This is a genomic window from Pseudomonas sp. S2_B10, assembly GCF_054668425.1.
In genome coordinates this window covers 1,397,104-1,420,189 of the sequence record NZ_CP162768.1, presented here as the reverse complement: position 1 = coordinate 1,420,189, position 23,086 = coordinate 1,397,104, and the positions used below count along the sequence as shown (strand labels likewise).

Genomic DNA, 23,086 nt, shown 5'->3' with positions numbered 1-23,086 from the left:
GCCTTAGCGAGTTTCACGGGTGGCGCGAGCGGCCCGTTTGAGGAGATAGCATGATTGTTCGTCCCGTACGCAGCAGCGATTTATCCGCGCTGATCGACCTGGCCCGCAGCACCGGCACCGGCCTGACCACATTGCCGGCCAACGAAGAGCGCTTGACCCACCGGGTCGGCTGGGCCGAGAAGACCTTTCGCGGCGAAGCCGGGCGTGGCGATGCGGACTATCTGTTCGTGCTCGAAGACGATGACGGCCGCGTGGTGGGGATTTCCGCCATCGCCGGCGCGGTCGGCCTGCGTGAGCCCTGGTACAACTTCCGCGTCGGTCTGACGGTCAGCGCTTCGCAAGAGCTGAACATCTACCGCGAAATCCCGACGCTGTTTCTGGCCAACGACCTGACCGGCAATTCCGAGCTGTGCTCGCTGTTCCTGCACGCTGATTACCGCAACGGCCTCAACGGCCGGATGCTGTCCAAGGCGCGCATGCTGTTCATCGCTGAGTTCCCGGAGCTGTTCGGTAACAAGATCATCGCCGAAATGCGTGGCGTGTCCGATGACGCCGGGCGCTCGCCGTTCTGGGAAAGCCTCGGTCGGCACTTCTTCAAGATGGAATTCAGCCAGGCCGATTACCTGACCGGCGTCGGCAACAAGGCGTTCATCGCCGAACTGATGCCGAAATTTCCGCTGTACACCTGCTTCCTTTCGCCGGACGCGCGCAACGTCATCGGCCAAGTGCACCCGGACACCGAGCCGGCGCTGGCCATGCTCAAGAGCGAAGGCTTCAGCTACCAGGGTTACGTCGACATCTTCGACGCCGGCCCGGCCATCGAATGCGAAACCAGCAAGATCCGCGCGGTGCGTGACAGCGAAGCACTGGTGCTGGCCGTCGGCACGCCGGGCGATGACGCCACGCCGTTCATCATCCACAACCGCAAGCGCGAGGATTGCCGCATCACGGCTGCACCAGCGCGACTGGCTGCGGGCACCCTGGTGGTCGATCCGCAAACCGCGAAACGTCTTCAACTCAGCGCCGGCGATCAGGTTCGCGCCGTGGCGTTGTCCGCTGCACGGGAGTCGAAATAATGAATTCGCTATACATCGCAGGTGAGTGGCTGGCCGGTCAGGGCGAGGCCTTTCAATCTTTGAACCCGGTGACCCAGCAAGTGCTGTGGGCGGGCGAGGGCGCCACTGTCGCGCAGGTCGAATCGGCGGTGCAGGCCGCTCGTCAGGCCTTTCCCGGCTGGGCGCGCCGTACGCTCGAAGAGCGCATCAGCGTCCTCGAAGCTTTCGCCGCTGCGTTGAAAAACCACGCTGACGAACTGGCTCGCACAATCGGCGAAGAAACCGGCAAACCGCTGTGGGAAGCTGCGACCGAAGTCACCAGCATGGTCAACAAGATCGCGATTTCGGTGCAGAGCTACCGCGAGCGCACCGGCGAGAAGAGCGGCCCATTGGGCGACGCCACCGCCGTGTTGCGCCACAAGCCGCACGGCGTGGTTGCGGTGTTTGGTCCTTACAACTTCCCCGGTCACCTGCCTAACGGTCATATCGTCCCGGCGCTGCTGGCCGGTAACAGCGTGCTGTTCAAGCCCAGCGAACTGACGCCGAAAGTCGCCGAGTTGACGGTCAAGTGCTGGATCGAAGTCGGCCTGCCGGCAGGCGTGTTGAACCTGCTGCAGGGCGCGCGGGAAACCGGTATCGCGCTGGCGGCGAATCCGGGCATCGACGGTCTGTTCTTCACCGGTTCGAGCCGCACCGGCAATCACCTGCACCAGCAATTCGCCGGGCGTCCGGACAAGATCCTCGCCCTGGAGATGGGCGGCAACAACCCGCTGGTGGTCGATCAGGTCGCTGATCTGGACGCGGCGGTGTACACCATCATTCAGTCGGCATTCATTTCCGCCGGCCAGCGCTGCACTTGCGCCCGGCGTCTGCTGGTGCCGCAAGGCGCGTGGGGCGACAGCCTGCTCAAGCGTCTGGTTGAAGTCAGTTCGACCATTGAAGTCGGTGCCTTCGATCAGCAACCGGCGCCGTTCATGGGCTCGGTGATTTCCCTCGGCGCGGCGAAAGCGCTGATGGATGCGCAAGAGCAATTGCTGGCCAACGGCGCGGTGGCGCTGCTGGAAATGACTCAGCCACAGGCGCAGTCGGCTTTGCTGACCCCGGGCATTGTCGATGTGACGGCCGTGGCTGAGCGTCCGGACGAAGAACTGTTCGGGCCGCTGCTGCAAGTGATCCGCTATGCCGATTTCGGCGCGGCGATCACTGAAGCCAACAACACCGCTTATGGACTGGCCGCCGGTTTGCTCTCCGATTCCGAAGCGCGTTACCAGCAGTTCTGGCTGGAAAGCCGCGCCGGCATCGTCAACTGGAACAAACAACTGACTGGTGCCGCGAGCAGCGCGCCATTCGGCGGTGTCGGCGCCTCGGGCAACCACCGTGCCAGCGCCTATTACGCAGCGGACTACTGCGCATACCCGGTGGCGTCGCTGGAAACCCCGAGCCTGGTGTTGCCATCGGCTCTGACGCCTGGCGTGAAAATGGCGTAGCGCCCATTCGCGAGCAGGCTCGCTCCCACAGGTTCAGTGGTGTTCACACATTTTGTGTCCAACCTAAATCCTGTGGGAGCGAGCCTGCTCGCGAAGGCCGCACTGCGGTCGCAAAGAATAGTTACTGAAGCCTATAACAACAGATTCTCGTGGAGCCTCGCTGATGAAATCCTATGAAGTCAATTTTGACGGTCTAGTGGGGCCGACCCATAACTACGGTGGTCTGTCCTACGGCAACGTCGCCTCGCAGAGCAACAGTCAGCAATCCTCGAACCCGAAGGAAGCGGCGCTGCAAGGTCTGGCAAAAATGAAAGCGCTGATGGACATGGGCTTTCAGCAAGGCGTGCTGGCTCCGCAGGAACGTCCTGATGTGGCGGCGCTGCGCCGTCTGGGCTTCAGCGGCACTGACGCGCAAGTGATCGAGCGCGCCGCCAAAGAAGCGATGCCGCTGCTGGTCGCCAGTTGCTCGGCGTCGAGCATGTGGGTGGCCAACGCTGCTACGGTCAGCCCGAGTGCCGACACCGCTGACGGCCGCGTTCACTTCACCGCTGCCAACCTCAATTGCAAATATCACCGCAGCATCGAACACCCGACCACCAGCCGCGTGCTCGGCGCGATGTTCGCCGATCAACAGCACTTCGCCCATCACGCCGCATTGCCGGCGGTGGCGCAGTTCGGCGACGAAGGCGCGGCCAACCACACGCGTTTCTGCCGTGAGTACGGCGAGGCGGGCGTCGAGTTTTTCGTGTTCGGCCGCAGTGCGTTCGACAACCGTTTCCCGGCGCCGCAGAAATACCCTGCACGCCAGACCCTCGAAGCCTCGCAAGCCGTCGCGCGTCTGCACGGTCTGCGTGACGAAGGCGTGGTCTACGCGCAGCAGAATCCCAACGTCATCGATCAGGGCGTGTTCCACAACGACGTGATCGCTGTGGGCAACGGTGAAGTGCTGTTCTATCACGAGGACGCGTTCCTCGAGACCGACAAGATGCTCGCCGAACTGCAAGGCAAACTGGCCAAGGTCGGCGGTAACTTCCAGTCCGTTTGCGTGCCGCGTTCGGCAGTCACCGTGGATGACGCGGTGCGTTCCTACCTGTTCAACAGCCAGTTGCTCTCGCGTCCTGACGGTTCGATGCTGCTGATCGTGCCGCAGGAATGCCAGGCCAACGAACGCGTCTGGGCTTATCTGCAAAGCCTGACCAGCTCCGGCGGAATGATCCGCGAAGTTAAAGTCTTCGATCTCAAGCAAAGCATGCAGAACGGCGGTGGCCCGGCGTGCCTGCGTCTGCGCGTGGCGCTGAATGAAACCGAACTGGCGGCGGTCAACCCAGGCGTTATCATGACGGCCCCGTTGTACGGTTCGTTGACCGCATGGGTTGAAAAGCACTACCGCGACCGCCTGAGCGAAACCGATCTGGCGGACCCGCAATTGTTGCTTGAATGCCGGACGGCACTGGATGAACTGACGCAAATCCTTAAACTGGGCGCGGTTTATCCCTTCCAGATCAATTGATCGCCAGCGCGCTGCCTGAACGTGGCGCGCGGCGTGTCACCCCAAGAGAGTAAAAACATGAGCGATTCCCTGCAGCTGATCCTTGAAGACACCGACGGCACGCAATTGCAAACCTCGTGCACCCGCGTTGCGGTCATGTGGCAAGGCAAAGAGCTGTGGATCCAGCAGGACGGCCGTGGCCAGCTGCTGATCGGCGTGGACGTCGAGGAAGGTGACGAAGAGTACGCCAACCTGCTGCTGCGCCCATTGGCGACTAATCTGGTAAGTCTGCAACTGGAAATGGAACCGGCTGACCTCGGCGCTGACGAGGATCACGTACACGGCCCGGATTGCAACCACGACCACTAAGGAAACCGCTCTATGCTCGCCCTCGGCAAACTGCTTGAACTGACCCTCGCCGGCCGCGAACCGGCGGAGAAGACTCAACTGACTGTCGAAGGCGTGCGCATGCGCTGGTTGAGCGAAGGGGCGCTGGAAGTGCGGCCCCCGGAAGCGCGCGACAATGGCCTGGACCTGCTGCTGTCGGCAGGCATCCATGGCAATGAAACGGCACCGATCGAGTTGCTCGATCGGCTGCTGCACGACATCGCACGCGGCGATCTCAAGCCGCGCGCACGCATTCTGTTCCTGTTCGGCAACCCGGAAGCGATTCGCAAGGGCGAGCGTTTCGTCGAGCAGGACGTCAATCGACTGTTCAACGGTCGCCACGAACAAAGCAGCGGCTCGGAAGCGTTGCGCGCCTGTGAGCTGGAACGGCTGGCGGCGAGTTTCTTCAGCAAGCCCGAGCGCCAGCGTCTGCACTACGACCTGCACACCGCGATTCGTGGGTCGAAGATCGAACAGTTCGCCTTGTACCCGTGGAAGGAAGGGCGCCAGCATTCCCGTCGCGAACTGGCGCGCCTGCGCTCGGCCGGCATGGAGGCGGTGCTGCTGCAGAACAAACCGTCGATCGTCTTCAGTTCGTACACCTACGACAAACTCGACGCCGAGGCTTTCACCCTGGAACTGGGCAAGGCGCGGCCGTTCGGGCAGAACGACGGCGTTAACGTTTCACTGCTGGAAACCCGCCTGAAGCAGATCATCGAAGGCGCTGAGCCGGAGACAGAAGAAGGGCTGGATGGTTTGCAGCTGTTCAGCGTGGCGCGGGAAATCATCAAGCACAGCGATGCGTTCCGCCTGAACCTGCCGGCGGACATCGAAAACTTTTCCGAGCTGGAGCCGGGTTATGTGCTGGCCGAGGATCTGGCCAATACCCGCTGGGTGATCGAAGAGCAGGGCGCGCGGATCATCTTCCCCAACCCCAAGGTCAAGAACGGCCTGCGCGCCGGCATCCTGATCGTCCCGAGCACCGACGAAAACCTCGCCTGATAGCGACATCTGAATCGGCACAAAACCAATGTGGGAGCGAGCCTGCTCGCGAAAGCGGTCTACCAGTCAACTTGTCGTCGGCTGGCAGTCCCTCTTCGCGAGCAGGCTCGCTCCCACATTTGATTTGAGTGAGGTCAAAAACTCACTCGACGTTACACGGCTACCGCACGCGGCTCCGTGCGACGCAACGCGCGAATCTTCTGCAACGTATCCGCGCAAGTCCGCGCCGCTTCCTGACCCTTGTGCACAAAGTGCTCGAAGAAGAACTTCTGATGCTCTTCGCCCGAATGGAAGTGGTGCGGGGTGAGCGACACCGAGAACACCGGCACTTCGGTTTCCAGCTGCACCTGCATCAGGCCGCTGACCACCGATTGCGCGACGAATTCGTGGCGATAAATGCCGCCGTCCACCACCAGGGCGGCGGCGACGATGCCGGCGTAACGGCCGGACTTGGCCAGCAGCTTGGCGTGCAGCGGCATTTCAAAGGCGCCGCCGACTTCAAAAAAGTCGATGTCCGCTTCCTGATAACCCTGCACCAGCATTTCAGCGACGAAGCCTTTACGGCTCTGGTCGACGATTTCCTTGTGCCAGCAGGCCTGGATGAACGCGACGCGCTCGCCCTGGGGGTGTTTGCTTTTGCTGTCGATAGCGGTGGGTTGCATGTTCTGACTCCTGTTTGTGTGAAAAACAGGGCGTTATGAATCGAAAGGGATGCAAGGGTGCGAACGCAGGCACGGATGCACGCGGACGGCCCTTTGGCGTCGATCCCGTTCTCTCTTCATCCGGACTATGACCGTCGGCCCCGGAATCACACCGGGTCTGCTGACCTTGCCGATGCACCCGATCCAAGCCGTGTGCAGCGCCAAGCGCTCGCGGGCTATGCGCATTGCGCGCAATTACCGCCGGTGGGGAATTGCACCCCGCCCTGAGAACGTTTTCGCCGCCCATAGGCGGGCGGCGGCAAGTTTGTAACACATATTTCCCGGCCATGCACATGACACTGCGGGAGCGAGCCCGCTCGCGAAAGCGGCTTCACATTCAACGAAGATGCTGACTGTTACTCCGCTTTCGCGAGCAGGCTCGCTCCCACATGGGCTTTGTCTTCTCGAGGAAGAATGGGATTTTTCCTCGTTCTAGGGTTGATTAATCTGTGCGATGACCGCAGTAATCCCACTTCACAAAGGGATTTCCCATCTGACCAGAGGCCAGGTTCATGAGCGTTATCGATCTTCGCAGCGACACCGTCACCCAACCGACTCCCGCCATGCTCGACGCGATGACCGCAGCGGACACCGGCGACGATGTGTACGGCGAAGATCCGACGGTCAATCGCCTCGAGGCCGAACTGGCCAAGCGTCTGGGCTTTGCCGCCGCGCTGTTCGTGCCGACCGGGACCATGAGCAACCTGCTCGGCCTGATGGCGCACTGCGAGCGTGGCGACGAATACATCGTCGGTCAGCAGGCGCACACCTACAAGTACGAAGGTGGCGGGGCGGCGGTGCTCGGCTCGATTCAGCCGCAGCCGCTGGAGGTGCAGGCCGACGGTTCGCTGGATCTGGATCAGGTCGCCGCCGCGATCAAACCGGACGATTTCCATTTCGCCCGCAGCCGTTTGCTGGCGCTGGAAAACACCATGCAGGGCAAGGTGCTGCCGCTGGAGTACCTGGCGCGCGCGCGACGCTTTACTCAGGAACACGGCCTGCAATTGCACCTGGACGGCGCGCGGCTGTACAACGCGGCGGTCAAGCTTGGCGTCGATGCCCGGGAGATCACCCAGCATTTCGATTCGGTGTCGGTGTGCCTGTCCAAAGGCCTCGGCGCACCGGTCGGTTCGGTGCTGTGCGGTTCCGAGCAACTGATCGGCAAAGCGCGGCGTTTGCGCAAAATGGTCGGTGGCGGCATGCGTCAGGCCGGGTTGCTCGCGGCGGCTGGCTTGTACGCACTGGATCATCACGTCGAACGGCTGGCGGACGACCATGCCAACGCACAGTTGCTGGCCGAGGGCTTGCGTGAAGCCGGTTTCATCGTCGAGCCAGTGCAAACCAACATGGTTTATGTGCAAATGGGCGACAAGGCCGCAGCACTCAAGGATTTTGCCGGCGAACGCGGGATCAGGCTCAGCGCCGCTGCGCGCTTGCGCATGGTCACGCACATGGACGTCAGCCGCGCGCAAATCGAACAAGTGATCGCGACATTCGTCGAGTTTTCACGCAAGTGACAGCGTCAGCCGTCCAATTGACCGTTTCTATCGTATAAACACGCTGTACCCCGCGCGCAGGGCCGATATAATGCGGCCCTTTGCCGTCGCTTCGTCTCATGACGTTTCGAACAGGCCTTTGGCCGCAGCCTCCGTGGAAGAACCTAATGAAAAGCGCAGAAATCCGTGAAGCCTTCCTTCGCTTCTTCGAAGAGCAAGGCCACACCCGTGTAGCCTCCAGCTCTTTGATTCCGGGCAACGACCCAACCCTGCTGTTCACCAACGCGGGGATGAACCAGTTCAAGGACTGCTTCCTGGGCCAGGAAAAACGTGCGTACACCCGTGCCACCAGCAGCCAGAAATGCGTGCGCGCCGGCGGCAAGAACAGTGACCTGGAAAACGTCGGTTATACCGCGCGTCACCACACGTTCTTCGAAATGCTCGGTAACTTCAGCTTCGGCGACTACTTCAAGCACGACGCGATCACCTTCGCCTGGACCTTCCTCACTGGCGTGCTCAAGCTGCCGAAGGAAAAGCTCTGGGTCACCGTCTACGCCACCGACGACGAAGCGTATGACATCTGGACACAGAAAATCGGTGTGCCGGCCGAGCGCATGATCCGCATCGGCGACAACAAGGGTGCGCCGTACGCTTCCGATAACTTCTGGACCATGGGCGATACCGGCCCGTGCGGCCCGTGCACCGAGATTTTCTACGATCACGGCGAGCACATCTGGGGCGGCCCGCCGGGCTCGCCGGAAGAAGATGGCGACCGCTACATCGAGATCTGGAACAACGTGTTCATGCAGTTCAACCGCACCGCCGATGGCGTGTTGCATCCGTTGCCAGCGCCGTCGGTGGACACCGGCATGGGCCTGGAGCGGATCAGTGCGGTGATGCAGCACGTCAACTCCAACTACGACATCGACCTGTTCAAGAACCTGCTCAAGGCTTCGGCTGAAGCGATCGGCTGCGAAAACGGCGATCAGTCGTCGCTCAAAGTCGTTTCCGACCACATCCGTTCCTGCGGTTTCCTGATCGCCGACGGCGTACTGCCGTCCAACGAAGGTCGCGGTTACGTGCTGCGCCGGATCATCCGTCGCGCCTGCCGTCACGGCAACAAGCTCGGCGCCACCGGCAGCTTTTTCTACAAGATCGTCGCGGCGCTGGTCGCCGAAATGGGCGAAGCCTTCCCGGAACTGAAGAAGCAGCAAAGCAACATCGAGCGCGTCCTCAAGGCTGAAGAAGAGCAGTTCTCCAAGACCCTGGAGCACGGCCTGAAAATCCTCGAGCAGGATCTGGCCGAACTCAAAGGCACCGTGGTGCCGGGCGACGTGGTGTTCAAACTCTACGACACCTACGGCTTCCCGATGGACCTGACCGCCGACATCGCCCGCGAACGCGGCTTGACCGTTGACGAAGCCGGCTTCGAGCGCGAGATGGAAGCGCAGCGTGTTCGCGCGCGTTCGGCCAGCTCGTTCGGTCTGGACTACAACACCCTGGTCAAGGTCGACGTGGCCACCGAGTTCACCGGTTACGCCGCCACCAGCGGCTCGGCGAAAATCGTTGCCATCTATAAGGATGGTCAGTCGGTCGACGTGCTGAGCGAAGGTCAGGAAGGCGTGATCGTGCTCAACCAGACGCCGTTCTACGCCGAATCCGGTGGCCAGATCGGCGACTGCGGTTTCATTCAGGCCGGCAGCAGCCGCTTCGACGTGCGCGATACCACCAAGACCGGCGGCGCATTCCTGCACCACGGTGTGCTGGCCTCGGGCAGTCTGACCATCGGCGCACCGGTGGAAACTCACGTCGACGCCGAAGTACGTCACGCCACCGCGCTGAACCACTCGGCTACTCACTTGCTGCACGCCGCGCTGCGTCAGGTGCTGGGCGAGCATGTGCAGCAGAAAGGTTCGTTGGTCGACAGTCAGCGCCTGCGTTTCGACTTCAGCCACTTCGAAGCAATCAAGCCAGAGCAGATCAAGCAGCTGGAAGACATCGTCAACGCCGAGATTCGCAAGAACTCCGCCGTTGAAACCGAAGAAACCGACATCGAAACCGCGAAGAACAAAGGCGCCATGGCGCTGTTCGGCGAGAAGTACGGCGACAGCGTGCGCGTGCTGAGCATGGGCGACTTCTCGGTCGAACTGTGCGGCGGTATCCACGCCAACCGTACCGGCGACATCGGCCTGCTGAAAATCATCAGCGAAGGCGGTGTGGCATCGGGCGTGCGTCGTATCGAGGCAGTCACCGGTGCTGCGGCGCTGGCCTACTTGAACGCGGCGGAAGAACAACTCAAGGAAGCGGCCAGCCTGGTCAAGGGCAGCCGCGACAACCTGATCGACAAGCTCTCGGCGGTACTGGAGCGCAACCGTCTGCTGGAGAAACAACTCGAGCAGTTGCAGGCCAAGGCAGCCAGCGCTGCGGGCGACGATCTGTCGGCCTCGGCGGTGGACGTCAAGGATGTGAAGGTGCTGGCTGCCCGTCTGGACGGTCAGGATGGCAAGGCGCTGCTGGCGCTGGTCGATCAGCTGAAAAACAAACTCGGCCGCGCAGTGATCCTGCTCGGCGGTGTCCATGAGGAAAAGGTCGTACTGGTTGCAGGCGTAACCAAGGACCTGACTGGCCAACTCAAAGCCGGTGATTTGATGAAACAGGCTGCTGCGGCAGTGGGCGGGAAGGGCGGTGGTCGTCCGGACATGGCGCAGGGCGGTGGTGTCGATGCCGCTGCGCTGGATGGCGCACTCGCGCTGACCGTTCCATTCGTCGAGCAGGCTTTATAAGACGGCTCGCCAGGCCCGCAGTCTAGTGGCGGGCCTGGCGACTGTTCGAAAGATTATTGGGCGCCCTTCATGGGCAGAGGCGGCTTTGAAATGGCTTTGATCGTACAGAAATTTGGAGGCACCTCGGTCGGCACTGTCGAGAGAATCGAGCAGGTCGCCGACAAGGTTAAGAAATTCCGCGATGCCGGCGATGACCTGGTGGTTGTGCTGTCTGCAATGAGCGGCGAAACCAACCGTCTGATCGATCTGGCCAAGCAAATCAGTGGCGAGGCGCAACCGGTTCCGCGCGAGCTGGACGTGATCGTGTCCACCGGTGAGCAGGTGACGATTGCCCTGTTGGCCATGGCGCTGATCAAGCGCGGTGTGCCGGCGGTGTCGTACACCGGTAATCAGGTGCGGATCCTGACCGACAGTGCGCACAATAAAGCGCGTATCTTGCAGATTGATGACCAGAAGATTCGCGGTGATCTGAAGGCTGGTCGCGTGGTGGTTGTCGCCGGTTTCCAGGGCGTCGACGAGCACGGCAACATCACCACCCTCGGTCGCGGCGGTTCCGATACCACCGGCGTGGCACTGGCTGCGGCCTTGAAAGCGGATGAATGCCAGATCTACACCGACGTCGACGGTGTCTACACCACCGACCCGCGTGTGGTGCCGGTCGCTCAGCGTCTGGACAAGATCACCTTCGAAGAGATGCTGGAAATGGCCAGCCTCGGTTCCAAGGTCCTGCAGATCCGTGCGGTGGAATTCGCCGGCAAGTACAACGTTCCGCTGCGCGTATTGCACAGCTTCAAGGAGGGTCCGGGCACCCTCATTACTATTGATGAAGAGGAAACCATGGAACAGCCGATCATTTCCGGCATCGCTTTCAACCGCGATGAAGCCAAGCTGACCATCCGTGGCGTGCCAGACACCCCGGGCGTGGCGTTCAAGATTCTCGGCCCGATCAGTGCCGCGAACATCGAAGTCGACATGATCGTGCAGAACGTCGCGCACGATAACACCACCGACTTCACCTTCACCGTGCACCGCAACGACTACCAGGCTGCACAGACCGTGCTGGAAAACACCGCTCGCGAAATCGGTGCCCGTGAAGTGGTTGGCGACACCAAGATCGCCAAGGTCTCGATCGTCGGCGTCGGCATGCGTTCCCACGCAGGCGTGGCCAGCCGCATGTTCGAATCCCTGGCGAAAGAAAGCATCAACATCCAGATGATCTCGACTTCGGAAATCAAGGTTTCCGTGGTGATCGAAGAGAAGTACCTGGAACTGGCCGTGCGCGCGCTGCACACGGCTTTCGAACTGGATGCTCCGGCCCGTCAGGGCGAGTAATCCGATTCTGTGAAGGGCGCGGTCTGACCGCGCCCTTTATTTTTGAATGGCGCGAGCCCCGGAACTGTTCTTTTGCTCGCGCTGGTCAATACTCAGGCATGTAGGGCTACGATCGCTGCGGTTGTAGGTCGGGTGCCTTTTTTTTGCAGACTGTTGTCCCTGAAATGAATGGCGTAAGGAGAAAGGTATGCTGATTCTGACTCGTCGGTGCGCGGAAAGCCTGATTATCGGTGACGGCGAAATCACCGTGACCGTGCTCGGCGTCAAAGGAAACCAGGTGCGTATCGGCGTCAACGCTCCGAAAGAGGTTGCGGTGCACCGTGAGGAAATTTACCTGCGTATAAAGAAAGAGAAGGACGAAGAACCAAGCCATTAATTTTTATCGATTTTTATGTTTGCAAACGGGGAAGAAGCTGGTTAATATACGCCCCGTGTTGCGGAGAGCTGGCCGAGTGGCCGAAGGCGCTCCCCTGCTAAGGGAGTACACCTCAAAAGGGTGTCGGGGGTTCGAATCCCCCGTTCTCCGCCATTATTTGCTTAGTACGTCGTAATCTGGCTTCTTCTGTAAGTTGTTGAAATTACTAGAAAAAGTGTTTGACATAGAGATTAGACGGCCTATAATGCGCGGCAACAAATGCACTCGTAGCTCAGCTGGATAGAGTACTCGGCTACGAACCGAGCGGTCACAGGTTCGAATCCTGTCGAGTGCACCATTTAAGAGTTATTTGCTGTAAGGTGAGTAACTCGGCTTCAGCCAGTTGTGGTCTGGTTTAAAAACACAAAATGCACTCGTAGCTCAGCTGGATAGAGTACTCGGCTACGAACCGAGCGGTCACAGGTTCGAATCCTGTCGAGTGCACCATATACCAAGAAGCCCGCGTTTAACGCGGGCTTTTTTGCTGTCCGGGATTTGGCTTTTCCCTTCACGCAGCCTCTTTCATCAAAATCAATTTGAGCACTGCGGCCTCGCTTGAGGTCGTAACGATAGCTCGTGGTCGATGTGCGGGTGTTGATCTTGTCGGGCTTGCCCAGTGCGCTTTCGACGTCCCGCTGACTCATGCCGGCAATCACTCGACGGTTGATGATCGCTTCGCGCCGCTGTCTGTTGTCGATCAGGTTTCCACATTTATGTTCAGTGCCGCCGACGATGCCCGGTTCGCGTCCGCTGTCTTTCATGCCGGTCACAGCTTCGTGATTGAACTCCGGCATGATTGCGACCCAGCCGGGTGAATACGGGTGGACCTCCTGAGTTGAGAGTTGCTCGCCAGTTGCGCAGCTCATCGACGTAAACGTGACGCTGCCGTCAGCAGCCTGGCAGCGATGAAGTGTGGTGGCGTGGGCAGGCGTGATGTGGAGCAGGGCGGTCAGTAGAAAAAGCGCTGGTTTTGCTGGCATTCGATGTCCTCCATGACGATCTAAGCTCAAGGGTAGTCGCTGCTTTTTGCATTGCCGGTGTGTTTTCTTTTCAAGATGAGTCGTCGCATTTGCACGGGTCAGGCAGGCGCTCAGGTTTGTTTCGCAAGCGCTTGTTTCAGCCGTGATTTTTTCAACGTTTTAAACCGTCAGGCGTGTATCATTGCGCCCGTCAGCCCCGCCGGGGCTTATGGAAAACCTCCATGGACTTACCCAGTAGTTGTTCAGTAAACCGTTTCACCAATCATGAATTGACTGATTGATCCTTCCGGCGTGCCCCGCTGCTGGGAGTGGAGTTCGCCTATGTCCGAAATCGAAGTAAAAAAAACACAGGAAAGCCTGCAGGACCGCCTGGCTCAGGTCGTCGAGTTGCTGCAGCGCCAGCGTGTCGTTGAAGACCTGACTCATCGCCAGGAAGGTCCGCACCACGACCGCGTGGAAAACCTGGTTCACCGGCAAAACCTCGTCGAGCTGCAACGCAAGCTCGATGATCTGCACTCCGCCGACGTCGCCTACATTCTCGAAGCCTTGCCGCTGGACGATCGCCTGACGCTCTGGCAACTGGTCAAGGCCGACCGCGACGGCGACATTCTTCTCGAAGTATCCGATTCCGTCCGTGAAACGCTGATCGCCGACATGGATGATCACGAGCTCCTGGCTGCCGCCAAGGACATGGACGCCGACGAACTCGCTGACCTGGCCTCCGAGCTGCCGCGAGACGTTGTCCATGAGTTGATGGAGAGTCTGGATAACCAGCAGCGCGAACGCGTGCGCTCGGCGCTGTCCTATGACGAGGATCAGGTCGGTGCGCTGATGGACTTCGAGATGGTGACGATCCGTGAGGACGTCAGTCTTGAAGTGGTTCTGCGCTATCTGCGTCGCCTCAAAGAGCTTCCCGGTCATACCGATAAATTGTTCGTGGTCGATTACGACGGCGTGCTCAAGGGCGTGCTGCCTATCAAACGTCTGCTGGTCAACGATCCGGAGAAGCAGGTCGCGGAAGTGATGGCCAGCGATCCGGTGAGCTTCCACCCGGACGAAGATGCCTACGACGCTGCTCAGGCGTTCGAGCGTTACGACTTGATCTCCGCGCCGGTGGTCGACAAGAACGGCAAGCTGATCGGGCGTCTGACCATCGATGAAATGGTCGACCTGATCCGTGAGGAAAGCGAAAGCGAAGTCCTCAACATGGCCGGTCTGCGCGAAGAGGAAGATATCTTCGCCTCCGTGTGGAAATCCCTGCGTAACCGTTGGGCGTGGCTGGCGGTGAACCTGATCACTGCATTTGTGGCATCGCGGGTGATCGGTCTGTTCGAAGGTTCGATCGAGAAATTGGTGGCACTGGCGGCGCTCATGCCGATCGTGGCGGGTATCGGTGGCAACTCCGGTAACCAGACCATCACCATGATCGTGCGCGCCATGGCGCTGGATCAGGTCAGCACCGGCAACACTTCGCGCTTGATGCGCAAAGAGCTGGCGGTCGGTTTGATCAATGGTCTGGTCTGGGGCGGGGTGATCGGTGTGGTCGCGTACATGCTCTACGGCAGTTGGTCACTCGGCGTGGTAATGACGGCGGCGATGACACTCAACCTGTTGCTGGCGGCGTTGATGGGGGTGTTGATTCCGATGACGCTGGCGAAGATGGGCCGCGATCCGGCGATGGGTGCCAGTGTGATGATCACCGCAATGACCGACAGCGGTGGCTTCTTCATCTTCCTCGGGTTGGCGACAATCTTCCTGCTCTGACCTTGTGCAATGAAAAGCCCGTCAAATCGACGGGCTTTTTTGTGCCTGCCAAACAAATACGGGCGCAAGTACAAGTAACGGTGGCGAGGGGATTTATCCCCGCTGGACTGCGCAGCAGTCCCATTGTTTTTGGGGCTGCCATGCAGCCCAGCGGGGATAAATCCCCTCGCCACACTCCATTGCCAAGCGGCCATCTGTCATATCGCGGGCAAAAAAAAGCCAGCAATCATGCTGGCTTCAATATGTTCGGTATAACTCAGGACGCGTCTGCGGCCATTTCAGCGTCGTGGGCGATCAGCGACACCAGGGCGTTCTGCTGACGGTGCGACAGCTGACGGAAGCGCTGCAACAGCTCGCGCTCGTGCAGTGACAGCTCCGGGCTGTCCAGGCGCATGCTCAGCTCTTCGCCCAGTGCGCCTTCCTGAATAAGACTCTGCTCAAGGCGCGCAATGATTTCGGAGTTCATGCTGCGATGATGATTGCGAGCCACCTCGGCAATGCGTTCACGCATTCCGTCTGGCAGACGTACGACAAACTTGTCAGCCGTACGGCTGGAATAAATTGCCTGTTTCAATGGGCGCATATATTTAACCGGTTAGTTCAGGGGAGCGGTTCTCGGGATTGGCCGCAGGATGTGTGGTAGGACAAGCATCCGGACCAATTGGTTCAACCTGAATTGTTAAGAGGCCGGCATCATGCCTCAAAATTGCCAGATCATTGGCGTCAATTCTGTGACAAATATTGAGCCGGGTAAAGGCGTAATGCCAGCACCAGTTGTCAGAAATGCGGACTGGTTGGAAAACTTTCCATCCTTCCGTATCGCTGCCCGCTTTCGCATGCACATCTGTTGATGTCCGAAGACCTTAGAACGTGCATGCTATGCGGCTCGCTATTCTTGATCCCTATGTGTACAGGATAGTGGCAATTTGCCGATTTACTAGAGGCAGGACCCGTCGGAGGGCGTTTTCGGGATGGATGGCAAGCTTTTTTACCTGATGGGGCCGTCCGGTTCGGGCAAGGACAGCCTGATCGAAGCAGCGCGTGAGCCACTGCGTGAGTTGAACTGTGAAGTGATGCGCCGGGTGATTACCCGATCGGCGGAGTCAGTCGGCGAAGATGCAATCGGCGTGACGCCTGAAGAGTTCGACCGGCGACAGCACGCTGGCGCTTTTTCCTTAGCCTGGCAAGCCAACGGCCTCTCTTACGGCATTCCAAGGGAAATGGATGAATGGTTGCAAGCGGGCCGGCACGTATTGGTTAACGGTTCGAGAGCGAACCTGCGTCAAGCAATGGAGAAATATCCAACGCTGGTTCCGGTTCTGCTGACAGTCAACGATGAGGTCCTGCGTAAGCGCCTGCTCAAGCGTGGCCGGGAAACCCCTGAGCAAATCGACGCAAGACTCGCGCGCAACGCACTGTTCAAAGACCGCAGATCCAGCGACAGCCCCGTTCATCAGATCGAAAATTCTGTTGATCTTGCTGAAGCTGTCTCTGCATTACTTGAGCTGATCCGGCTCAACGCAGAACCGGATCAAACTTGATCTTGCGCCCTGCAATCAGCGCCAGCACAAACAGCACCGCAAACACGCCACAGCCAACCAGAGGCAAGGTGACTTCCGTCTCCTCGAACAGCGCCAGATGGGTAACGCCACTCAGTAAAGCGAGGATCAGAAATCCCGTCGCTGATTTGGACATGTTGTACTCCTGAAGATATTTCAAAAAACCAGACGTTCGGTGGTCGGCGCCGAGGCTAGCTCAGGCTCGCTGACCATTTGCGTAGAGGCATCGCTGCGATCACTCAGCACCGCCCACTGCGGCGCTTTCTGCACCTGCAAGTAATGCGGCATGCGCTGCGCCACTGCCTGCTCGATGTCAGCCTTGGGAAAAAAATGCGATCCGAGCAAGAAAGCCAATGCCGCTGCGTTTGCAAGCAAGAGGGTGCTGTTCATGGCACGACGCTCCAAATTGTTCTTTTTGATAGAACAGCCATAGCAGTCGCCGTGCCAACAGTGTAACGGTTGATAAGTCCTTTAAAAACAAGGGTTTGGTAAGGTTTTTCGGGCGCCGCTGATTGCAATCTGCAATGACCGCTTTTTCGCGTAGTGCAAATTGCCCGGTAAAAGTTCCCGCAATCTTGCACGGCGCCTGCCTACACTTAAAAAGCCCTAAGGACGACATGACAAACCAGGGGCCGGCCGTTAACATGCACGCCGTCTGTCGCGCCGCGTACAGCGCGCTTCAATCAGTGTCTCAGTAGCTCAATTGGATAGAGCATCCCCCTCCTAAGGGGAAGGTTGCAGGTTCGAACCCCGCCTGGGACACCACTTCTTGAAAACGAAAAGCCCCGTCGCATTTATCCATTGCGACGGGGCTTTTTGGTTTGGTCGACGAACAGGCGTTTTGCACTGTTACAAACTCCGGGGTTCCACCTCTGCGGTTGCAGCGGATCATTCTGCGCCGGTGCTGACTGACGATCAGTCGCCGTTCAGTTCGACTTTGCCGAGCGTGCTGCTGATGTCGGTGACTTGCGCAATCCATTGCCGCCGCACTCATTGGCTGGATAAACAACAGCAAAAAGGCCGACAGGATGTAGCGTCCCTTGATGTACACGATTCAGTCCTTATGCAAATCCTTGAGCAGGCGCGCAGAGTAATACTCCAGGCAACATTCTTGAAGCTCCACCCTCAGGCCCCGGCACTTTTGGCCGATAACCCGAACGGTGAGTTCAGGCTCGCGCGAAATCGCTTGATGGCGCATCGCCTCCAGCTATCATCTGCGCGCCTGAAATCGCCTCGGTTCGTTTTCTTCAATTGCCTGGAAATCTTCGATGTCGTCGTATCACCAAAAAAGCTTTCTGATCGTCGATGATTTTTCCGATTTCCGCAGTTCCGTGCGTTCGATGTTGCGTGAGCTCGGCGTCAAGGATGTCGATACTGCCGACACTGGCGAGCAGGCGCTGAAGATGTGCTCGCAGAAGTCCTACGATTTCATTCTTCAGGACTTCCACCTCGGCGACGGCAAGAAGAACGGCCAGCAGGTACTCGAAGACCTGATGTCGGAAAAGCTCATCAGCCACGAAGCCGTTTTCGTCATGGTCACCGCCGAGACCAGTCAGGCGATGGTGCTCAGTGCGCTGGAGCATGAGCCGGATGCGTACCTGACCAAGCCGTTCAACCGTTCCGGGCTGGCCCAGCGCCTTGAGCGTCTGGAGCAACGCAAGACTTTGCTCAAACCGATTCTGCAGGCCCTTGATCGCGGTAAGCCGGTCGAGGTGCTCAATGCCTGTATTGCCTTGTGCAAGCAGGACATCCGCTATTCGCCGCTGTGCCTGCGCTACCGCGCCGACGCCCTGCGTGACATGAACCAGAACGAAGCGCTGGAGCGGCTCTATGACGGCATCATTGCCGACCGGCCGTTGCCGTGGGCATTCGCTGGATTGGGCAAGTTGCTGTTCAAGCGCGGGCAGGTCTCGCAGGCCAAAGAAGTTTATGAAAAAGCCTTGAAAGTCTTTCCGATGATGCCGGCGCTGTATGACGGCATGGCCGATGTGCTGGTGGCCGAAGGCGATAGCAAAGGCGCGCAGCGAGTGCTCGAAGAAGCGATCCGTCTGTCGCCGCTGGCGGTGCGCCGTCAGGCGCTGCTCGGCAAACTGGCGATGGCCAACGAAGATTTCGAAACCGCCTCGCGGGCTTATCGTCAGGCCGTGGCGCAGGGCGCGCAGTCGCGTTTCAAGGACCCGGAAAGCAATCTCGGCCTGGCGCACGCGCTGATCAGCAAGGGTAGCGATCGCGGGCTCGACACGCGTACGCGACTGGAGATCAACACCACCCTCAGCGCTGTGGCCAAAGAAAACCCGAGCGACCCCGGTCTGCAGATTCGCGCGCGTTTGATGAAAGCCACCAGCCTGTTGCTCAACGACGCCGAAACCGCCGACAAGCTCACCGAACAGGCGCTGATGCGCCTCGATGGCATGGAGCAATTCATGAGTCCCGAGGCGGCGTTGCTGGTGGCCAAGCAGTTGCAGATGCTCGGTCAGGCCGAGGCGGGCACTTCGATGCTCAAGAGCTGCGCGGAGATCTACGGTGATGACCCGGCGGTGATGAAAGACATTGCCAAGCTCACCGACGATCCGACGATTCTCAGTTCGAGCAACGCTGCGGCCGATCTCAACCGTCAGGGCGTGCGCGTGTACAAGACCGGCAATCTGGTCGAGGCCCGCGAAGTGTTCCGCAAGGCGCTCAAGCTGCAACCGAAAAACATCAGTATCGCGCTGAACCTGGCCCAGTCGCTGCTGCACGGCACCGACACCAGTGTGCCGTCGGCGGAGCTGGAAGAATGTCGGGCCTGCCTGAAACTGGTGGGCCTGATGCCCGACACCGACGCGCGGTTTGCGCGTTATCAGAAGCTGAAAAGCAAGGCGTTTGGCGAATGAACCCAATAGATCCGGCGCTGGATTTTTCCACGGTGATTGCCTCCACCGTTCACGACATGAAGAACTCTCTGGCCATGCTGATGCAGGCGCACAGCCAATGGCTGGCGCGTCTGCCGAAAGAGCTGCGCGACGGCTCGGAGCAGGGCGTGATCGACTTCGAGTTCGCCCACCTCAACGGCATGCTCGTGCAGTTGCTCGGGCTGTACAAACTCGGCGTCAACCAGTTGCCGCTGCAGCCGGCGTATCACGAACTCGACGATTTCATCGAGGCGCAACTGGCCGCGCATCAGGAAGTGTTCGCCAGTCGCGGCATCATCGCCACTTATGAAGTCGACCCGTTGAGCCCGCTGGGTTTCTTCGATCGCGAGCTGATCGCTTCGGTGCTCGGCAACTGCATCAACAATGCGATTCGCTACGCCCGCGAGTCGTTGCTGATTACTGTCAGCGACGAAGCCGGGCAATTGGTGCTGAGCATCAACGACGACGGCGACGGCTATCCAGCAGAGATGCTCGAGCGTCAGGCCGATTATGTGCAGGGCATCAATCACAGCAGCGGCAGCACCGGCCTCGGTCTGTATTTCGCCAATCGCATCGCGGCGCTGCATCAGCGCAACGGCGTGGAAGGGCGCACCGAAATCAGCAATGGCGGGCCGTTGGGCGGTGGGGTGTTCAGCCTCTACTTGCCCTGACATGACCTGTAGGAGCTGACGAGTGCAACGAGGCTGCGATCTTTTGATCTTGAAAAAATCAAGGGCAAAAGATCGCAGCCTCGTTGCACTCGTCAGCTCCTACGGCTCCTGCACAAGATCGGGATTTTTGTGGGCGCTGCTTGATATTCCGAACAGCCGCAGCCTATTTTGTCCGGGTCGCCGTTCGCGGCTCGCACAACAACAAGGATTGCGTCATGACAACCGATGGCCAGGGTTCACTCGCGCAGCGATTGACCGGCATTGATGAGATTGAATGTGTCACCCCGGATCTGAACGGTGTGCCACGGGGCAAGGTGATGACCGCCGAGGGTTTCCTCGAGGGGCGGCGTTTGCAGTTGGCGCGGGGTGTGCTGCTGCAATGCATCATGGGCGGCTATCCGCCGGCGCGGTTCTACGGCAGCGATGACGGCGATCTGGCGCTGGTCGCCGATCCTGCGCAGATTCACCGTTTGCCCTGGAGCGACGAGCCGCGTGCCATGGCGATTTGCGACGCCGACGAACTGAGCGGGGGGAGCTCAAGTCTCTCGACCCGTGGCCAGCTCAAAGCGGTCATCGCCCGTTACGCCGCGCACGGTCTGGCGCCGGTGGTGGCGACCGAACTGGAATTTTTTGTCTTCGCACCGAACACCGATCCGACTCAGCCGTTCCGTCCGCCGGTGGGCCTCGACGGCCGTCGCGAGGATGGTCAGTCGGCGTTCAGCGTCAGTTCCAACAACGGCCTGCGGCCGTTCTTCAGCGAAGTATATAAATGCATGGCCGCCCTCGGCCTGCCGCGCGACACGTTCATGCATGAAATGGGCGTCAGCCAGTTCGAGATCAATCTGCTGCACGGCGATCCGCTGCTGCTGGCCGATCAGACGTTCCTGTTCAAGCATCTGCTCAAGGAGGTCGCGCTCAAGCATGGACTGAGCGTGGTGTGCATGGCCAAACCGCTGGCGCACACGCCGGGCAGTTCGATGCATATTCACCAGAGCATCGTTGAGATCGGCAGCGGCAAGAATGTCTTCACTGACTCGAACGGCGAGCCGACGTCGATGTTCCGCCACTTCATCGGCGGGCAACAGGCAGGCCTCGCCGATTTCACCGCACTGTTTGCGCCCAACGTGAATTCCTATCAGCGCCTGTGTCATCCGTACGCGTCGCCGAACAATGCCTGTTGGTCCCATGACAATCGCGCCGCCGGCTTGCGTATTCCCGCCAGCTCGCCGGCCGCACGTCGGGTCGAAAACCGCTTGCCGGGCGCCGACGCCAATCCGTATCTGGCGATCGCCGCCAGTCTGGCCGCGGGTTTGCACGGCATCGAACAGGAGCTGGAGCCGAGCGCGGCAATCCAGGGGGAGTTCGCCGTGCCGGATAATCTGGCCTTGCCGTGTACCTTGCACGCCGCGCTTGAGCGTCTGAAACGTAGCCAGTTGGCGAGGGAACTGTTCGGGTCGGAGTTCATCGAAGGCTACATCGCTTCGAAGACCATGGAGTTGACCAGCTTCTTTGATGAAATCACTCCCTGGGAGCGCCGTGTGCTGGCCGCCCAGGCCTGACGTATCGCTGCTGCCGGGCTGTCGTTCTGACCGCCCGGTATTTACTGCAAGGAGCCGCTCGGAACGCCGATGCGCCAAATCTGGAAATCCTTTCGAGCGCTGTATTTCGCCTCGCTGATGATGTTGATCGGCTCAGGCCTTCTTTCTACTTATCTGGCTTTGCGTCTGGCCGCCGACAATGTCGACGGGCTGTGGGTCGGTGCGCTGATGGCGGCCAACTATTTCGGTCTGGTGCTGGGCGGCAAGATCGGCCATCGCCTGATCGCCCGGGTCGGGCATATCCGTGCCTACTCGGCGTGTGCGGGGATCGTCGGCGCGGCGGTGCTCGGTCATGGTCTGGTGGACTGGCTGCCGGCGTGGCTGGTGCTGCGGACGATCGTCGGTCTGGGCATGATGTGTCAGTACATGGTCATCGAGAGCTGGCTCAACGAGCAGGCCGATGCCAATCAGCGTGGCCTGGTGTTCAGCGGTTACATGATCGCCTCTTATCTGGGCCTGGTGCTGGGCCAGCTGATTCTGGTCATGCATCCCGGCCTCGGGCTGGAACTGCTGATGCTGGTGGCGCTGTGCTTTGCCCTGTGCCTGGTGCCCGTGACGCTGACTCGACGGATTCACCCGGCGCCTCTGCACCCCGCGCCGATGGAGCCGCGCTTCTTTATCAAACGTGTGCCGCAATCGCTGAGCACGGTGCTCGGCGCCGGTTTGATCATCGGTTCGTTCTACGGTCTGGCGCCGCTGTACGCCTCGCAACAGGGGCTGACGACCGAGCAGGTCGGTCTGTTCATGGGTAGCTGCATTTTTGCCGGCTTGCTGGTGCAGTGGCCGTTGGGCTGGTTGTCCGACCGTTATGACCGCGCATTGCTGATTCGCTGCTTTGCCGGGTTTCTGGCGGTGGCGGCGTTGCCGTTGGCGATCATGCCGCAGGTGCCGCTGGAGGTGTTGTTCGTCGTCGGCTTCTTCTGTTCGCTGGTGCAGTTCTGCCTGTATCCGCTGGCGGTGGCGTTCTCCAATGACCACGTCGAAGGCGATCGCCGGGTGTCGCTGACCGCGATGTTGCTGGTGACCTATGGCGTCGGCGCGAGCATCGGGCCGCTGCTGGCGGGTGTGCTGATGAAGTTTCTCGGCAGTCAGAGCCTGTATGCGTTCTTCAGTTTCTTCGCGTTGGTGCTGGTCTGGCGGATTCGTCCGAAAGCAGTCACCAACCTGCATCAGGTCGACGACGCACCGCTGCATCACGTGGCAATGCCGGACAGCATGTCGAGTTCGCCGCTGGTGGCGGCGCTTGACCCGCGTGTTGATGAGCAGGTGGTGCAGGAGCAGATGGTGCAGGATCCGGCGCCGGTCACTCCTGAGCCAGAGCCCGAAGTGCAGCCGGAAGCAGTCGTTGAAACCGAACTGGACAGCGGCAATGACGATAAGCCTGCGCCGGATATCAGTGGTGGCAGGCCTTGAGTCGCACATAAACATCGGCGCATAAAAAAGGGCAGTCCCGCACAGGACTGCCCTTTTTATTGG

The 23,086-nt window shown here is 59.8% G+C and carries 20 protein-coding genes, 4 tRNA genes and 1 riboswitch; of the genes, 20 read left to right on the top strand and 4 right to left on the bottom strand.

All coding sequences use genetic code 11. The features are described 5' to 3' along the window. The first annotated feature begins 50 nt into the window (after positions 1 to 50). The 5 genes from astA (at position 51) to astE (ending at position 5,420) form a co-directional block, all read left to right on the top strand. Positions 51 to 1,076, top strand: a complete 1,026-nt coding sequence (astA, locus tag AB4O45_RS06280) for an arginine N-succinyltransferase (protein ID WP_024014014.1) — start codon at positions 51 to 53, stop codon at positions 1,074 to 1,076. Next, entirely contained in the window at positions 1,073 to 2,542 is a 1,470-nt protein-coding gene (astD, locus tag AB4O45_RS06275) for a succinylglutamate-semialdehyde dehydrogenase (protein WP_460161500.1), read from the top strand. Before astA ends, astD begins: the two co-directional genes overlap by 4 nt. 163 nt (positions 2,543 to 2,705) lie before the next feature. Beyond that, positions 2,706 to 4,052 (top strand): N-succinylarginine dihydrolase, encoded by a 1,347-nt coding sequence (astB, locus tag AB4O45_RS06270; RefSeq protein WP_056788059.1) that lies wholly within the window; start codon positions 2,706 to 2,708, stop codon positions 4,050 to 4,052. Positions 4,053 to 4,109: 57 nt separating this feature from the next. Continuing rightward, positions 4,110 to 4,400, top strand: coding sequence for a hypothetical protein (locus AB4O45_RS06265; protein ID WP_016773591.1), 291 nt, complete (start codon positions 4,110 to 4,112; stop codon positions 4,398 to 4,400). Positions 4,401 to 4,412: 12 nt separating this feature from the next. Then, the gene (astE, locus tag AB4O45_RS06260) at positions 4,413 to 5,420 is read left to right on the top strand and encodes a succinylglutamate desuccinylase (RefSeq protein WP_460161204.1); all 1,008 of its coding nucleotides are present in this window, start codon (positions 4,413 to 4,415) and stop codon (positions 5,418 to 5,420) included. Between the two features lie 152 nt (positions 5,421 to 5,572). On the opposite strand, the gene AB4O45_RS06255 is transcribed toward astE, so the two are convergent. Continuing rightward, positions 5,573 to 6,082 (bottom strand): 6,7-dimethyl-8-ribityllumazine synthase, encoded by a 510-nt coding sequence (locus tag AB4O45_RS06255; protein WP_024014011.1) that lies wholly within the window; start codon positions 6,080 to 6,082, stop codon positions 5,573 to 5,575. A gap of 103 nt (positions 6,083 to 6,185) precedes the next feature. Next, positions 6,186 to 6,357: riboswitch (FMN riboswitch) on the bottom strand. Positions 6,358 to 6,633: 276 nt separating this feature from the next. Between AB4O45_RS06255 and ltaE the strand changes: the two genes are divergently transcribed. From ltaE to mgtE, 8 genes are all read left to right on the top strand, one after another. Continuing rightward, the gene (ltaE, locus tag AB4O45_RS06250) at positions 6,634 to 7,638 is read left to right on the top strand and encodes a low-specificity L-threonine aldolase (protein WP_460161203.1); all 1,005 of its coding nucleotides are present in this window, start codon (positions 6,634 to 6,636) and stop codon (positions 7,636 to 7,638) included. 146 nt (positions 7,639 to 7,784) lie between these two features. Further along, positions 7,785 to 10,400 (top strand): alanine--tRNA ligase, encoded by a 2,616-nt coding sequence (alaS, locus tag AB4O45_RS06245; RefSeq protein WP_056788068.1) that lies wholly within the window; start codon positions 7,785 to 7,787, stop codon positions 10,398 to 10,400. Between the two features lie 90 nt (positions 10,401 to 10,490). Beyond that, positions 10,491 to 11,732, top strand: a complete 1,242-nt coding sequence (locus tag AB4O45_RS06240; RefSeq protein ID WP_016773595.1) for an aspartate kinase — start codon at positions 10,491 to 10,493, stop codon at positions 11,730 to 11,732. 187 nt (positions 11,733 to 11,919) lie between these two features. Beyond that, positions 11,920 to 12,108 (top strand): carbon storage regulator CsrA, encoded by a 189-nt coding sequence (gene csrA / locus AB4O45_RS06235; RefSeq protein WP_002554426.1) that lies wholly within the window; start codon positions 11,920 to 11,922, stop codon positions 12,106 to 12,108. Positions 12,109 to 12,170: 62 nt separating this feature from the next. Further along, positions 12,171 to 12,261 (top strand) — tRNA-Ser (locus AB4O45_RS06230). A 107-nt stretch (positions 12,262 to 12,368) separates the two neighbouring features. Beyond that, positions 12,369 to 12,445: transfer RNA gene (locus tag AB4O45_RS06225), tRNA-Arg, on the top strand. 72 nt (positions 12,446 to 12,517) lie between these two features. After that, a tRNA-Arg gene (locus AB4O45_RS06220) sits at positions 12,518 to 12,594 on the top strand. A gap of 854 nt (positions 12,595 to 13,448) precedes the next feature. Continuing rightward, entirely contained in the window at positions 13,449 to 14,891 is a 1,443-nt protein-coding gene (gene mgtE, locus AB4O45_RS06215; protein ID WP_016773597.1) for a magnesium transporter, read from the top strand. A gap of 256 nt (positions 14,892 to 15,147) precedes the next feature. Here the strand turns inward: mgtE and AB4O45_RS06210 are convergent, their stop codons facing one another. Further along, positions 15,148 to 15,474, bottom strand: coding sequence for an Arc family DNA-binding protein (locus AB4O45_RS06210; RefSeq protein ID WP_003178899.1), 327 nt, complete (start codon positions 15,472 to 15,474; stop codon positions 15,148 to 15,150). A 388-nt stretch (positions 15,475 to 15,862) separates the two neighbouring features. Here AB4O45_RS06210 and phnN point away from each other — a divergent pair, with 388 nt between their 5' ends. Then, positions 15,863 to 16,432, top strand: coding sequence for a phosphonate metabolism protein/1,5-bisphosphokinase (PRPP-forming) PhnN (phnN, locus tag AB4O45_RS06205; RefSeq protein ID WP_056788074.1), 570 nt, complete (start codon positions 15,863 to 15,865; stop codon positions 16,430 to 16,432). Here phnN and AB4O45_RS06200 read toward each other — a convergent pair. Together AB4O45_RS06200 and AB4O45_RS06195 are read right to left on the bottom strand one after the other, a co-directional pair. Next, on the bottom strand, positions 16,407 to 16,586 hold the full coding sequence (locus AB4O45_RS06200; protein WP_016773599.1) for a PA3371 family protein: 180 nt from the start codon (positions 16,584 to 16,586) through the stop codon (positions 16,407 to 16,409). The genes phnN and AB4O45_RS06200 overlap by 26 nt on opposite strands. A 20-nt stretch (positions 16,587 to 16,606) precedes the next feature. Continuing rightward, positions 16,607 to 16,840 (bottom strand): hypothetical protein, encoded by a 234-nt coding sequence (locus tag AB4O45_RS06195; protein ID WP_315435897.1) that lies wholly within the window; start codon positions 16,838 to 16,840, stop codon positions 16,607 to 16,609. Between the two features lie 298 nt (positions 16,841 to 17,138). Here AB4O45_RS06195 and AB4O45_RS06190 point away from each other — a divergent pair. The 6 genes from AB4O45_RS06190 (at position 17,139) to AB4O45_RS06165 (ending at position 23,023) form a co-directional block, all read left to right on the top strand. Continuing rightward, positions 17,139 to 17,215: transfer RNA gene (locus AB4O45_RS06190), tRNA-Arg, on the top strand. 4 nt (positions 17,216 to 17,219) lie between these two features. After that, positions 17,220 to 17,759, top strand: coding sequence for a hypothetical protein (locus AB4O45_RS06185; RefSeq protein WP_460161202.1), 540 nt, complete (start codon positions 17,220 to 17,222; stop codon positions 17,757 to 17,759). Further along, positions 17,719 to 19,323: a tetratricopeptide repeat-containing response regulator gene (locus tag AB4O45_RS06180; protein ID WP_016773603.1), complete on the top strand. Its 1,605-nt coding sequence runs from the start codon at positions 17,719 to 17,721 to the stop codon at positions 19,321 to 19,323. Before AB4O45_RS06185 ends, AB4O45_RS06180 begins: the two co-directional genes overlap by 41 nt. Beyond that, a complete protein-coding gene (locus AB4O45_RS06175; protein ID WP_016773604.1) occupies positions 19,320 to 20,012 on the top strand; it encodes a sensor histidine kinase in 693 nt (230 codons plus the stop codon). Before AB4O45_RS06180 ends, AB4O45_RS06175 begins: the two co-directional genes overlap by 4 nt. A gap of 317 nt (positions 20,013 to 20,329) precedes the next feature. After that, the gene (locus AB4O45_RS06170) at positions 20,330 to 21,571 is read left to right on the top strand and encodes a glutamine synthetase family protein (RefSeq protein ID WP_191637002.1); all 1,242 of its coding nucleotides are present in this window, start codon (positions 20,330 to 20,332) and stop codon (positions 21,569 to 21,571) included. A 69-nt stretch (positions 21,572 to 21,640) separates the two neighbouring features. Beyond that, positions 21,641 to 23,023, top strand: a complete 1,383-nt coding sequence (locus AB4O45_RS06165) for an MFS transporter (RefSeq protein WP_056788086.1) — start codon at positions 21,641 to 21,643, stop codon at positions 23,021 to 23,023. The last annotated feature ends 63 nt before the right edge of the window (positions 23,024 to 23,086 follow it).

What these genes read in the sequence shown, in the direction of transcription:
- astA (WP_024014014.1), top strand. Translation starts at nt 51, where the DNA reads ATGATTGTTCGTCCCGTACGCAGCAGCGATTTATCCGCGCTGATCGAC.
- astB (WP_056788059.1), top strand. Translation starts at nt 2,706, where the DNA reads ATGAAATCCTATGAAGTCAATTTTGACGGTCTAGTGGGGCCGACCCAT.
- AB4O45_RS06265 (WP_016773591.1), top strand. Translation starts at nt 4,110, where the DNA reads ATGAGCGATTCCCTGCAGCTGATCCTTGAAGACACCGACGGCACGCAA.
- astE (WP_460161204.1), top strand. Translation starts at nt 4,413, where the DNA reads ATGCTCGCCCTCGGCAAACTGCTTGAACTGACCCTCGCCGGCCGCGAA.
- AB4O45_RS06255 (WP_024014011.1), bottom strand. Translation starts at nt 6,082, where the DNA reads ATGCAACCCACCGCTATCGACAGCAAAAGCAAACACCCCCAGGGCGAG.
- ltaE (WP_460161203.1), top strand. Translation starts at nt 6,634, where the DNA reads ATGAGCGTTATCGATCTTCGCAGCGACACCGTCACCCAACCGACTCCC.
- alaS (WP_056788068.1), top strand. Translation starts at nt 7,785, where the DNA reads ATGAAAAGCGCAGAAATCCGTGAAGCCTTCCTTCGCTTCTTCGAAGAG.
- AB4O45_RS06240 (WP_016773595.1), top strand. Translation starts at nt 10,491, where the DNA reads ATGGCTTTGATCGTACAGAAATTTGGAGGCACCTCGGTCGGCACTGTC.
- csrA (WP_002554426.1), top strand. Translation starts at nt 11,920, where the DNA reads ATGCTGATTCTGACTCGTCGGTGCGCGGAAAGCCTGATTATCGGTGAC.
- mgtE (WP_016773597.1), top strand. Translation starts at nt 13,449, where the DNA reads ATGTCCGAAATCGAAGTAAAAAAAACACAGGAAAGCCTGCAGGACCGC.
- AB4O45_RS06210 (WP_003178899.1), bottom strand. Translation starts at nt 15,474, where the DNA reads ATGCGCCCATTGAAACAGGCAATTTATTCCAGCCGTACGGCTGACAAG.
- phnN (WP_056788074.1), top strand. Translation starts at nt 15,863, where the DNA reads ATGGATGGCAAGCTTTTTTACCTGATGGGGCCGTCCGGTTCGGGCAAG.
- AB4O45_RS06200 (WP_016773599.1), bottom strand. Translation starts at nt 16,586, where the DNA reads ATGTCCAAATCAGCGACGGGATTTCTGATCCTCGCTTTACTGAGTGGC.
- AB4O45_RS06195 (WP_315435897.1), bottom strand. Translation starts at nt 16,840, where the DNA reads ATGAACAGCACCCTCTTGCTTGCAAACGCAGCGGCATTGGCTTTCTTG.
- AB4O45_RS06180 (WP_016773603.1), top strand. Translation starts at nt 17,719, where the DNA reads ATGTCGTCGTATCACCAAAAAAGCTTTCTGATCGTCGATGATTTTTCC.
- AB4O45_RS06175 (WP_016773604.1), top strand. Translation starts at nt 19,320, where the DNA reads ATGAACCCAATAGATCCGGCGCTGGATTTTTCCACGGTGATTGCCTCC.
- AB4O45_RS06170 (WP_191637002.1), top strand. Translation starts at nt 20,330, where the DNA reads ATGACCGCCGAGGGTTTCCTCGAGGGGCGGCGTTTGCAGTTGGCGCGG.
- AB4O45_RS06165 (WP_056788086.1), top strand. Translation starts at nt 21,641, where the DNA reads ATGCGCCAAATCTGGAAATCCTTTCGAGCGCTGTATTTCGCCTCGCTG.